General features: G+C 66.5%; 9 protein-coding genes. 5 read left to right on the forward strand and 4 right to left on the reverse strand.

Features of this window, described 5'->3' with window-relative positions; genetic code table 11:
- Window positions 1-34: 34 nt before the first annotated feature.
- The 4 genes from ASF43_RS14070 to ASF43_RS14085 form a co-directional block, all read right to left on the reverse strand.
- Window positions 35-1,024 carry a Tim44 domain-containing protein gene (locus ASF43_RS14070; RefSeq protein WP_056182024.1) on the reverse strand — a complete coding sequence of 330 codons (990 nt, stop codon included), beginning with the start codon at window positions 1,022-1,024 and terminating at the stop codon, window positions 35-37.
- A gap of 33 nt (window positions 1,025-1,057) precedes the next feature.
- Window positions 1,058-1,789 carry a bifunctional demethylmenaquinone methyltransferase/2-methoxy-6-polyprenyl-1,4-benzoquinol methylase UbiE gene (gene ubiE, locus ASF43_RS14075; protein ID WP_056182026.1) on the reverse strand — a complete coding sequence of 244 codons (732 nt, stop codon included), beginning with the start codon at window positions 1,787-1,789 and terminating at the stop codon, window positions 1,058-1,060.
- 105 nt (window positions 1,790-1,894) lie between these two features.
- Entirely contained in the window at window positions 1,895-2,317 is a 423-nt protein-coding gene (locus ASF43_RS14080) for a gamma-butyrobetaine hydroxylase-like domain-containing protein (protein ID WP_056182028.1), read from the reverse strand.
- A 10-nt stretch (window positions 2,318-2,327) separates the two neighbouring features.
- Window positions 2,328-6,179 carry an FAD/FMN-binding oxidoreductase gene (locus ASF43_RS14085; protein ID WP_056182030.1) on the reverse strand — a complete coding sequence of 1,284 codons (3,852 nt, stop codon included), beginning with the start codon at window positions 6,177-6,179 and terminating at the stop codon, window positions 2,328-2,330.
- 188 nt (window positions 6,180-6,367) lie between these two features.
- On the opposite strand from ASF43_RS14085, the gene ugpB reads away from it, so the two are divergent.
- The 5 genes from ugpB to ugpQ all read left to right on the forward strand — a co-directional run bounded on the left by ugpB (window position 6,368) and on the right by ugpQ (window position 11,332).
- Window positions 6,368-7,678: a sn-glycerol-3-phosphate ABC transporter substrate-binding protein UgpB gene (gene ugpB / locus ASF43_RS14090; protein WP_056182033.1), complete on the forward strand. Its 1,311-nt coding sequence runs from the start codon at window positions 6,368-6,370 to the stop codon at window positions 7,676-7,678.
- An 87-nt stretch (window positions 7,679-7,765) separates the two neighbouring features.
- Window positions 7,766-8,647: a sn-glycerol-3-phosphate ABC transporter permease UgpA gene (gene ugpA, locus ASF43_RS14095; RefSeq protein ID WP_056182035.1), complete on the forward strand. Its 882-nt coding sequence runs from the start codon at window positions 7,766-7,768 to the stop codon at window positions 8,645-8,647.
- A 16-nt stretch (window positions 8,648-8,663) separates the two neighbouring features.
- Entirely contained in the window at window positions 8,664-9,515 is an 852-nt protein-coding gene (gene ugpE, locus ASF43_RS14100; protein WP_056182037.1) for a sn-glycerol-3-phosphate ABC transporter permease UgpE, read from the forward strand.
- 9 nt (window positions 9,516-9,524) lie between these two features.
- On the forward strand, window positions 9,525-10,586 hold the full coding sequence (locus ASF43_RS14105; protein WP_056182040.1) for a sn-glycerol-3-phosphate import ATP-binding protein UgpC: 1,062 nt from the start codon (window positions 9,525-9,527) through the stop codon (window positions 10,584-10,586).
- Window positions 10,586-11,332 carry a glycerophosphodiester phosphodiesterase gene (gene ugpQ, locus ASF43_RS14110; protein WP_056182043.1) on the forward strand — a complete coding sequence of 249 codons (747 nt, stop codon included), beginning with the start codon at window positions 10,586-10,588 and terminating at the stop codon, window positions 11,330-11,332. Before ASF43_RS14105 ends, ugpQ begins: the two co-directional genes overlap by 1 nt.
- Window positions 11,333-11,469 lie beyond the last annotated feature (137 nt).

Here is an 11,469-nt window from a genome sequence, read left to right on the forward strand (position 1 = left end):
TGCAATGCGGCTTGCGCCGCCGCTTGCTGAAAGCTTATTGCAGCGCTTGCACGCCTGCGACCAGCCAGCCCACGTTGCCACTCTTGGGCTTGGTCATGTTCCAGACTTCGCGGAACGGGCTCGGGCCGGCCGAGGGCTCCTCGCGGATCATGCCGGAGAACTCCACGCTGGCCATGTAGTCGTCGCCTAGGTCCTCGATGCCCAGCAGCTTGGCGTCCAGCATCACGACGTCGGTCTTGTTGGACGGGCCGCCGGTGTGGGCCTCGCGTTCCTTCAACTGCGCCTGGATTTCGCCCAGCATCGTGTCCGTCATCATGGCGCGCAAGGATGAGATGTCGGCGCGGTCCCAGGCGGACTGCAGCGTCACGAAGTTGCGCTTGGCTGCGACGAGGAAGCCATCGGTGTCGAAGCCTGCGGGGATGCCCCAGTTCTGCGAACCCGTCAGCCCCGAGCCGATCATGCTGCCGCCCGTGGCCGTGCTGTCGAACGCCGTGGCGCTGCGCTCCCAGGGCCGGGCCGAGGCATCGTTGCCGACGTTCTCAGGGCGATAGGACGGCGGCACCCGCGGCGTGGCTGCCGTGCCGGCGGCCGCACCCTGGAATGCGAACGGGCTGTTGCCAGCCTGCGCCGGCTGCGCGCGTCGACGCATGAACCAACCGATGGCGACCATCGCGACGAGCACCAGCAAGGCGATCAGCATGAACTGGCCGAAGGCCTCGCCCAGGCCCAGCGACGATGCCAGCCAGGCCAGGCCCAGGCCGGCGGCCAGCCCGCCCAGCATGGCGCCCCAAGGGCGCTTGGGCGCAGCAGCTGCCGCATTGGGCGCGGCCGCAGCCTTGCCCGGCACGGCGTTATTGGCCGACTGCGCGGGGGCGGCCGGTGCCTGCGGCGCGGCCTCGCGCTGCGTCACGTTGTTCGACTGCTTGCCGAAGGACTTGCCGCCACCCATGCGGCGCTGGGCGTCGGCGTCCGTGCCCAGCGTGAGCATCAGCGCGCCAGCCAAAAGAAATGTCCAGATCTTCATCGAGGTCTCCTGTCAGTAATCAGATCGAAGTCGTCAGCATTTGATGCCGACATGCAGCGCCACAAGGCCGCCCGTCATGTTGTGATAGTCCACGTGACCGAATCCCTGTGCCTGCATCAGGCCTTTGAGCGCCTGCTGGTCTGGGTGCATGCGGATGGATTCAGCCAGGTAGCGGTAGCTGGCATCGTCGCCGGCCACGGCCTTGCCAAGTTGCGGCAACACCTTGAAGGAATACCAGTCGTAGGCCTTCTCGAGCGGCTTGGCCACCTTGGAGAACTCCAGCACCAGCAGCTTGCCGCGTGGCTTGAGCACACGGCACATCTCGGCCAGCGCCTTGTCCTTGTGCGTCATGTTGCGCAGGCCGAAGGCCACGCTGACCAGGTCGAAGCTGCCGGACGCGAAGGGCAGGGCCTCGGCGTCGCAGACCATGCTCGGCACCACGATGCCTTCGTCGAGCAGCCGGTCACGGCCGGTGCGCAGCATGGCTTCGTTGATGTCGGTGTGGACCACGACACCGGTCTTGCCGGCCTTGCGCGCGAAGGCGCGCGTGAGGTCGCCGGTGCCGGCCGCGATGTCCAGCACACGGTGGCCTTCGCGCACGTTGGCCACCAGGGTCGTGTAGCTCTTCCAGACCCGATGCATGCCCATGGACATCAGGTCGTTCATGAGGTCGTACTTGGGCGCGACCGAATCGAACACGCTCTTGACGTGCCGGGCCTTGTCCGCTTCATCGACCGACTGAAAACCGAAATGGGTGGAAGACATGATTGCGTCCGATGCTAGGGCTAAAGCGGTGTACAGGCGGGCACAACCCTGCGCCTGTTCAGGGATTGTGTGGGGGTTCGCGCAACAGCGCGGGCGGGCGCGAGGCTAGTGGCTGGCGCAGCCGTGGCCGCCATGCCCACCCTTGGGCGGCATGGGCGTGTCGCGGTTCACGCCGGCGGCCTGCAACCGGGCCGTGTAATCGGCCCACAACTGCTCCTGTTCCTTGCCCAGGAAGTACAGGTATTCCCAGGTGAAGATTCCAGAGTTGTGGCCGTCGGAAAAATCCGGCTGCACGGCGTAGTTGCCGACCGGGTCCAGCCCCAGCAGCGTCACCTCGCGCTTGCCGGTCTGCAGCACTTCCTGGCCTTGCCCGTGTCCCTGCACCTCGGCCGACGGCGAATACACGCGCATGAGTTCGAAGGGGATGCGAAAGCGCGCGCCGTCGGAGAACGCGATCTCCAGCACCCGCGAGTGCCCGTGCACGGTGATGTCCTCGGGCGTCGGCGATCCGGGCTTCAGGCCTGCCATGGGGTTCCTCTCAAACGAGCACGCGCTCGATGCCGCCGCCGTTGGCGGCGGTCACATAAGTCTGCAGCCAGTCCTCGCCCAGGATCTTGCGCGCCATCTCCACCACGATGTAGTCGGCCTCCAGCAGGCCACTTTGCAGATCGTTCTGGTAGCGCGACAGGCCTTGCAGGCAGCTCGGGCAGCTGGTCAGGATCTTGAGGTCGCCTTGCGCGCCCGCGGCGCGCAAGGCGACCTCGTTCTTCTGCAGCTCCTCTTCCTTGCGGAAGCGGATCTGCGTGGAGATGTCTGGCCGCGTCACGCCCAGCGTGCCGGACTCGCCGCAGCAACGCGCGCTCTGCGTGACCTGGTCGCCGAGCAGCGCCTTCACGGTCTTGATCGGCTCCTGCTGCTTCATGGGCGTGTGGCATGGGTCGTGGTACAGGTAGGCGCCGGCCTGGCCGAGCGTGATGCCCTTTTCCAGCAGGTATTCGTGGATGTCGACGATGCGGCAGCCCGGGAAGATCTTGTCGAACTGGTAGCCCTGCAACTGGTCATAGCAGGTGCCGCAGCTCACCACCACGGTCTTGATGTCCAGGTAGTTCAGGGTGGTGGCCACGCGGTGGAACAGCACGCGGTTGTCGGTGATGATCTTCTCGGCCTTGTCGAACTGGCCCGAGCCGCGCTGCGGGTAGCCGCAGCACAGGTAGCCCGGCGGCAGCACGGTCTGGACACCGGCATGCCACAGCATGGCCTGCGTCGCCAGGCCCACCTGGCTGAACAACCGCTCCGAGCCGCAACCCGGGAAGTAGAACACCGCCTCCGAATCCGTGGTCGTGGACTGCGGATTGCGGATGATGGGCACGTAGTCCTTGTCCTCGATGTCCAGCAGTGCGCGCGCGCTGCGCTTGGGCAGGCCGCCCGGCATCTTCTTGTTGATGAAGTGGATGACCTGCTCCTTGACCGGTGCCGGGCCCACGGTGGCCGGCGGCGCCTTGGTCTGCTTGCGCGTGAATCCGCGCAGCAGGTCGTTGGCCAGGCGCTGCGCCTTGAAGCCCACGTCGACCATGGCCGAGCGCATGAACTTGATGGTCTGCGGATTGGTCGCGTTCAGCATCAGCATCGCGGCCGCGTTGCCAGGCCTGAAGCTCTTCTTGCCCATCTTGCGCAGCAGGTTGCGCATGTTCATGGTCACATCGCCGAAGTCGATCTTGACCGGGCAAGGCGTCAGGCACTTGTGGCAGACCGTGCAATGGTCGGCCACATCCTCGAACTCGGCCCAGTGCTTGATGCTGATGCCGCGCCGCGTCTGCTCTTCGTACAGGAAGGCCTCGATCAGCAGCGAGGTCGCCAGGATCTTGTTGCGCGGGCTGTAGAGCAGGTTGGCGCGTGGCACGTGCGTGGCGCAGACCGGCTTGCATTTGCCGCAGCGCAGGCAGTCCTTCATGCTGTCGGCAATCGCGCCGATGTCGCTTTGCTGCAGGATCAGCGACTCGTGGCCCATGAGCCCGAAGCTCGGGGTGTAGGCGTTCGTCAGGTCGGCATGCAGCGTGGCGTCGCGCAGCAGCTTGCCCTTGTTGAAGCGGCCTTCCGGGTCCACCCGGCGCTTGTAGTCGGCAAACGGCGCGACCTCGTCCTCGGTCAGGAACTCGAGCTTGGTGATGCCGATGCCGTGCTCGCCCGAGATCACGCCGTCCAGCGCGCGTGCCAGCTGCATGATGCGCGCCACGGCCTCGTGGGCGGTCTGCAGCATCTCGTAGTTGTCGCTGTTGACCGGGATGTTGGTGTGCACGTTGCCGTCGCCCGCGTGCATGTGCAGCGCCACCCAGACACGGCCCTTGAGCACGCGCTGGTGGATGGCCGAGCATTCCTTGAGGATCGCGGCGAACGCGCTGCCGCCGAAGATCGCCTGCAGCGGCGCGCGGATCTGCGTCTTCCAGCTGGCGCGCAGGCTGTGGTCCTGCAGCTGCGGGAACAGCGCGTCCACGTTCTGCAGCCAGCCCTGCCACAGGCCCCGCACGTCGCGCAGCAGCGTCAGCGCCTGCGCGACGCGGTCTTCCAGCAGTTCGGCCGAAGGGATGTCCGCCGCGTCGTCGCCCTTGCCCAGCGGCAGCTGGCCGGCGCTGAAGAAGTCGGTCAGCGCATCGCACAGCGCCAGCTTGTTGCGCAGCGACAGCTCGATGTTGATGCGCTCGATGCCGTCCGTGTACTCGGCCATGCGCGGCAGCGGGATCACCACGTCTTCATTGATCTTGAAGGCGTTGGTGTGCCGGCTGATCGCGGCGGTACGCTTGCGGTCCAGCCAGAACTTCTTGCGCGCCTCCGGGCTGATCGCGATGAAGCCTTCGCCGCTGCGCGAGTTCGCGATGCGCACCACCTCGGATGTGGCCCGCGCCACGGCGTCGGCGTCGTCGCCGGCGATGTCGCCGAACAGCACCATCTTGGGCAGGCCCTCGCCATGCGCCTTGGACTTGGTCGCATAGCCGACCGCCTTGAGATACCGGTCGTCCAGGTGTTCCAGGCCGGCCAGCAGCACGCCCGAGCGCTTCTGCTCGGCGAACATGAAGTCCTTGATCTCCACGATGCTGGGCACGGCGTCCTTGGCGTTGCCGAAGAACTCCAGGCACACCGTGCGCGTGTGCTGCGGCATGCGGTGAACGATCCAGCGCGCGCTGGTGATCAGGCCGTCGCAGCCTTCCTTCTGGATGCCGGGCAGGCCCGACAGGAACTTGTCGGTCACGTCCTTGCCCAGGCCTTCCTTGCGGAACACGCGGCCGGGGATGTCCAGGCGCTCGGTGCGCACGGGCGTCTTGCCATCGGCCTCGAAGTAGCGCAGCTCGAAGCTCGCGCGCTCGGCGTCGTGGATCTTGCCCAGGTTGTGGTCCAGCCGCGTGACTTCCAGCCATTGCGCGTCGGGCGTCACCATGCGCCAGGAGGCCAGGTTGTCCAGCGCCGTGCCCCAGAGCACGGCCTTCTTGCCACCGGCGTTCATCGCCACGTTGCCGCCGATGCACGAGGCCTCGGCCGAAGTCGGATCCACCGCGAACACGTGGCCACCGCGCTCGGCCGCGTCGGCCACGCGCTGCGTGACCACGCCGGCCTCGGTCCAGATGGTGGCCACGGGCTCGGCAACGCCGGGCAGGGTGACCATCTCGACCTCGGTCATCGCCTCCAGCTTCTCGGTGTTGATGACGGCACTGTTCCAGGTCAGCGGGATCGCGCCGCCGGTGTAGCCGGTGCCGCCGCCGCGCGGGATGATGGTCAGCTTGAGCTCGATGCAGGCGCGGACCAGGCCGGCCATCTCGGCCTCGCTGTCCGGGGTCAGCACCACGAACGGGTATTCCACGCGCCAGTCGGTGGCGTCGGTCACGTGCGACACGCGCGAGAGGCCGTCGAACTTGATGTTGTCCTTGGCCGTCAGCTTCTGCAGCACGCGCCGCGCGCGGCGGCGCAGTGCGGCGATTTCGCTGAAGTCGGCATCGAAATTGGCAACGGCCTGGCGTGCCACGTCCAGCAGCTCGCCGACCAGCACGTCGCGCGTCGGGTCGGCCTGCGGCGTGCGCCGGCTCTCGGCTGCCGCCAGCCGGTGCTGCATGGCCTGCACCAGCAGCGCGCGGCGCTTGGGGTTGTCCAGCAGGTCGTCCTGCAAATAGGGGTTGCGCTGCACGACCCAGATGTCGCCCAGCACCTCGTACAGCATGCGGGCCGAGCGTCCAGTGCGGCGTTCGTCCCGTAGCGACTGCACGAGATCCCACGCGCGCGCGCCCAGCAGGCGCACCACGATTTCGCGGTCGGAGAAGGAGGTGTAGTTGTACGGAATCTCGCGCAATCGCTGCGTCGGGTCCGCAGGGGCGAGCAGTTGGTTCAGCGTGGTGGGGGCGTTCATCGGGGTGGAGCTCTGTGGCGGCCGGCCCTCGGACGCGGGCGGGCGTGGATGTTACCGCAGCGCAACAATCGGCGAGGGGAGTAGCGCGCAGGGCGGCCCATGGAAACCCGCATACCGGCATGACAGTCATTGGGCTTAAATCAAAATGTCATATTCGACGTCTAGCCTGTCGAGTTTTTGGAGAACCAATGAAACTGAACGTCCGCAGCCTCGCCATCGCAGCTGCCATCGCCGCCGCGCTTCCCGCGCAGGCGCAAACAGAGATCCAGTGGTGGCACGCCATGAGCGGCCCGCTTGGCGAATGGGTCAACGACCTGGCCAAGCAGTACAACGCCAGCCAGAGCGAATACAAGGTGGTGCCTACCTACAAGGGCCAGTACGACGAGACGCTGACCGCCGGCGTCGCCGCCTTCCGCTCGGGCAATGCGCCGCACATCCTGCAGGTGTTCGAGGTCGGCACGGCGACCATGATGGCGTCCAAGGGTGCGATCAAGCCGGTCGGCGAAATCATGAAGGAGGCTGGTGTCAAGTTCGACCAGAACGCCTACATCTCCGCCGTCGCCGGTTACTACACGGCACCCAACGGCCAGATGCTGAGCTTCCCGCTGAACAGCTCCACGACCATCTTCTATTACAACAAGGACGCCTTCAAGGCCGCCGGCCTGGACCCGAACAAGGCGCCGACCACCTGGCCCGAAGTCGCGGTCGCGGCAGCCAAGCTCAAGGCCAGCGGCCACAAGTGCCCTTTCACCACCAGCTGGGTGAGCTGGACGCAACTGGAGAGCTTCTCGGCCTGGCACAACACGCTGTACGCCACGCTGAACAACGGCTTCGGCGGCACGGCCACGCGCCTGGCCTTCAACTCGCCGCTGCATGTGCGCCACTTCGAGAACCTGGCCAACATGTCGCAGCAGGGCCTGTTCGTCTACAAGGGCCGCAACAACACCCCCGATGCCTCGTTCCCCGCGGGTGAGTGCGCCATGATGACCGGCTCCTCCGGCCTGTACGCGCGTGTGGCCAAGGACGCCAAGTTCGCCTACGGCATCGCACCGCTGCCGTATTACCCCGATGTGCAGGGCGCACCGCAGAACACCGTGATCGGTGGCGCCAGCCTGTGGGCCATGGGCGGCAAGAAGCCGGCCGAGTACAAGGGCGTGGCCAGCTTCTTCAGCTTCCTGTCCAACGCCGAAGTGCAGTCGGCCAGCCACAAGCGCACGGGTTACCTGCCGGTCACCATGGCCGCGTATGAGCTGACCGAGAAGTCCGGCTTCTACAAGCAGAACCCTGGCACCGACGTGGCCGTCACGCAGATGATCCGCAAGACCACGGACAAATCGCGCGGCATCCGTCTGGGCAACTTCCTCCAGATCCGCACCATCGTGGACGAGGAAGCCGAGCAGATCTGGAGCGGAAAGCAAAGCGCCAAGCAGGCGCTGGACAACGCCGTCAAGCGCGGCAACGAACAGCTCGAGCGTTTCGAGAAAGCCAACAAGGGCTGATTGCGGACGGGGCCGCCGCGCCCTGTACACTCGCCCGCCGCGGCGCCTGGGGGGCCGCGGCTGATCCTTCCTAGAACACACAACACCATGGAAAAACGCGTCCTCTTCCGCTCGGCCTGGCTGCCCTGGCTCCTGGTCGCGCCGCAGATGGCCGTGGTGCTGGTGTTCTTCTTCTGGCCTGCCAGCCAGGCCATCATCCAGTCGCTGCAGAGCGAGGACGCATTCGGCACGTCCACCACCTGGGTCGGGCTCGCCAACTTCGTGACGCTGTTCGAAGACGCGGCCTACATCGAATCCTTCAAGATCACGGCGCTGTTCTCCGTGCTCGTTGCCGGCCTGGGCATCGCGGTGTCGCTGGTGCTGGCCATCTTCGCCGACCGCATCCTGCGCGGCGGCCTGGTCTACAAGACCTTCCTCGTCATTCCGTACGCCGTGGCCCCCGCTGTGGCCGGCGTGCTGTGGGTGTTCATGTTCTCGCCCAGCATCGGCATCGTGGCCTACGGGCTGCGCGGCATGGGCTTCGACTGGAACCATCTGCTGAACTCCAACCATGCGCTGACGCTGATCGTCGTGGCCGCGGTCTGGAAGCAGATCTCCTACAACTTCCTGTTCTTCCTGGCCGGGCTGCAGTCCATTCCCAAGGCGCTGATCGAGGCCGCCGCCATCGATGGCGCCGGCCCGTTGCGGCGCTTCTTCTCGATCCAGCTGCCGCTGCTGTCGCCCACCACCTTCTTCCTGCTGGTCATCAACATCGTCTACGCCTTCTTCGACACCTTCGCCATCGTGCACGCCACCACTGAAGGCGGCCCAGGACGTGACACCTCCATCCTGGTCTACAAGGTCTGGCACGACGGCTTCAAGGCGCTGGACCTGGGCGGCTCGGCCGCACAGTCGGTGGTGCTGATGTTCATCGTCGTGGTGCTGACGGTGATCCAGTTCCGCTACGTCGAGAAAAAAGTCAACTACTAACTGAGCACGTCGCACCATGGTTGAACGCCGCCCCCTGCTGACGCTGCTGTCGCACCTGGTCCTGGTGCTGGGCATCCTGATCGTCGCCTTCCCGATCTACCTGGCCTTCGTGGCCTCCACGCACACGCGCGACGAGATCGTGCAGGTGCCCATGCCCATCACGCCGGGCGCGCACATGGTGGAGAACTACAAGGCCGCCCTCACGGGCAGCGGCTCCACCCAAGGCTCGGCTGCGCCGGTCGGCCGCATGATGTGGGTCAGCCTGGTCACGGCGCTGGTCATCAGCCTGGGCAAGATCGCCATCTCGCTGCTCTCGGCCTTCGCCATCGTCTACTTCAAGTTCCCATTCAAGAAGATCGTCTTCTGGATGATCTTCATCACCTTGATGCTGCCGGTGGAGGTGCGCATCCTGCCCACCTACAAGGTCCTGTCGGACCTGAACATGCTCAACACCTACGCCGGGCTCACGGTGCCGCTGATCGCCTCGGCCACGGCCACCTTCCTGTTCCGGCAGTTCTTCCTGACCGTGCCGGACGAGCTCGTGGAGGCCGCCCGCATCGACGGCGCCGGGCCGATGCGCTTCTTCAAGGACATCCTCGTGCCGCTGTCGCAGACCTCGATCGCGGCGCTGTTCGTGATCCAGTTCATCTACGGCTGGAACCAGTACCTGTGGCCTCTGCTGGCCACGACCACCGAAGACATGTACCCGATCGTCATCGGGATCAAGCGCATGATCGCCAGCGGCGACGCCGCGACCGACTGGAACATCATCATGGCCACCGCCATCCTGGCCATGCTGCCGCCGACGCTGGTCGTGGTGCTGATGCAGAAATGGTTCGTCAAGGGCCTGGTCGACACCGAAAAATAAGCAGCAAGCATGGCTTCCATCTCTCTTCGCAAAGTCCTCAAGCAGTACGGCCACGGCCCCAAGGCCGTGCAGGTGATCCACGGCGTGGACGCCGAGGTCAAGGACGGTGAATTCGTCGTCATCGTCGGCCCGTCGGGCTGCGGCAAGTCCACGCTGCTGCGCATGGTCGCCGGTCTGGAGGAAATCAGCGGCGGCGAGATCGCCATCGGCCCGCGTGTGGTCAACGACGTGGAGCCGGCCGACCGCGACATCGCGATGGTCTTCCAGAACTACGCGCTGTACCCGCACATGACGAACTTCGAGAACATGGCCTATGGCCTGAAGATCGCCAAGGTGCCCAAAGACGAGATCCGTGCGCGCGTCGACAAGGCCGCCAAGATCCTGGAGCTCGGCCACCTGCTGGACCGCAAGCCGCGCCAGCTCTCCGGCGGCCAGCGCCAGCGCGTGGCCATGGGCCGCGCCATCGTGCGCCAGCCCCAGGTGTTCCTGTTCGACGAGCCGCTGTCCAACCTGGACGCCAAGCTGCGCGCCCAGACCCGCCTGGAGATCCAGAAGCTGCACCGCGAATTGGGCATCACCTCGCTGTTCGTCACGCACGACCAGGTCGAGGCCATGACGCTGGCGCAGCGCATGATGGTCATGAACGCTGGCCGCATGGAGCAGTTCGGCACGCCCGACGAGGTCTACCACCGTCCCGCGACGACCTTCGTCGCCAGCTTCATCGGCTCGCCGCCCATGAACCTGCTGGAAGGCACGGCCCAGGGCAACAGCTTCACCGTGGCCGGGCAGACCCTGCCGCTGCCGCAGGGCGCACCGCGCGAAGGCGCCCTGGTCATCGGCCTGCGCCCCGAGCATGCCGAACTGCGCAGCGACGGCGGCTGGCCTCTGACCGTGGAAGCCGTCGAGATGCTGGGCGCCGAGCGCCTGGTCTACGGCCGGGTGGGCGATGGCCTGTTCACCGTGCGCCTGGACGCCATGCTGCCCGCGCCCCAGGTGGGCGACCGCGTCATGGTTTCGGCACCGCCGGCGCAGCTGCACTGGTTCGACGCCGCCACGCGGCAGCGCCTGTAATGGCCGCCGCGCGCGACTGGCCATACCCGGCCTGGGTCGCGCACCGTGGCGCCGGCAAGCTCGCACCCGAGAACACGCTGGCCGCCTTCCGCCTCGGCGCCAGCTTTGGCTACCGCATGTTCGAGTGCGACGCGAAGCTCAGCGCCGACGGCGTGCCCTTCCTGCTGCACGACGCGACGCTGGAGCGCACCTGCAACGCAAGTGGCGTGGCTGGCGAGCGCGACTGGGCCGAGCTGGCGCGGCTGGACGCCGGCTCCTGGCATTCGCGCGCCTACGCGGGCGAGCCCCTGGCCACGCTGGAAGGCGTCGCTCGCTTTTGCCAGGCCAACGCCAGCCTGCTGAACATCGAAATCAAGCCCACCCCGGGCGCCGAGGCCATCACCGGCGCCACGGTGGCCGACCATGCGGCCCGCCTCTGGGTCGGCCAGGCCGTGCCGCCGCTGCTCACCTCGTTCCAGCCTGCTGCGCTCGCGTCAGCGCAGGCGGCCCAGCCCGGGCTGCCTCGCGGCCTGCTGCTGGACAGCCTGACCGAGGGCTGGCTGGCGTCGGCGCAAACCCTGGGCTGCGTGGCCGTCGTGTGCCGCCATAGCCTGTGGACGACGGACGTGGTGGCCCAGGTGCGCGCGGCGGGCCTGCGCATGCTGAGCTACACCGTCAATGACGCGCCGGAGGCACAGCGCCTGCAGGCGTTGGGCACGGACGCTGTCATCACCGACCGCGTCGATCTGTTCGCACCCGGCCGCTGACGCTCGCGCCACGCGACCCCGTTGCCAGCGATGGCAATGTGCATTTTTCCGCACAAAAGATTGCTAGTATTTGCTAAGGTCCGCAAGCAGATGGGGCGCACAACCAGGGCGGACGCTTAGCCAATCCCTGTGATCTG

Origin of the sequence: Pseudorhodoferax sp. Leaf267, from assembly GCF_001422405.1 — a bacterium.
Lineage (GTDB): Bacteria > Pseudomonadota > Gammaproteobacteria > Burkholderiales > Burkholderiaceae_C > Pseudorhodoferax.

Bases quoted from the DNA above. Each gene is read 5' to 3' on its own strand.
- ASF43_RS14070 (WP_056182024.1), bottom strand. From the start codon at position 1,024: ATGAAGATCTGGACATTTCTTTTGGCTGGCGCGCTGATGCTCACGCTG.
- ubiE (WP_056182026.1), bottom strand. From the start codon at position 1,789: ATGTCTTCCACCCATTTCGGTTTTCAGTCGGTCGATGAAGCGGACAAG.
- ASF43_RS14080 (WP_056182028.1), bottom strand. From the start codon at position 2,317: ATGGCAGGCCTGAAGCCCGGATCGCCGACGCCCGAGGACATCACCGTG.
- ASF43_RS14085 (WP_056182030.1), bottom strand. From the start codon at position 6,179: ATGAACGCCCCCACCACGCTGAACCAACTGCTCGCCCCTGCGGACCCG.
- ugpB (WP_056182033.1), top strand. From the start codon at position 6,368: ATGAAACTGAACGTCCGCAGCCTCGCCATCGCAGCTGCCATCGCCGCC.
- ugpA (WP_056182035.1), top strand. From the start codon at position 7,766: ATGGAAAAACGCGTCCTCTTCCGCTCGGCCTGGCTGCCCTGGCTCCTG.
- ugpE (WP_056182037.1), top strand. From the start codon at position 8,664: ATGGTTGAACGCCGCCCCCTGCTGACGCTGCTGTCGCACCTGGTCCTG.
- ASF43_RS14105 (WP_056182040.1), top strand. From the start codon at position 9,525: ATGGCTTCCATCTCTCTTCGCAAAGTCCTCAAGCAGTACGGCCACGGC.
- ugpQ (WP_056182043.1), top strand. From the start codon at position 10,586: ATGGCCGCCGCGCGCGACTGGCCATACCCGGCCTGGGTCGCGCACCGT.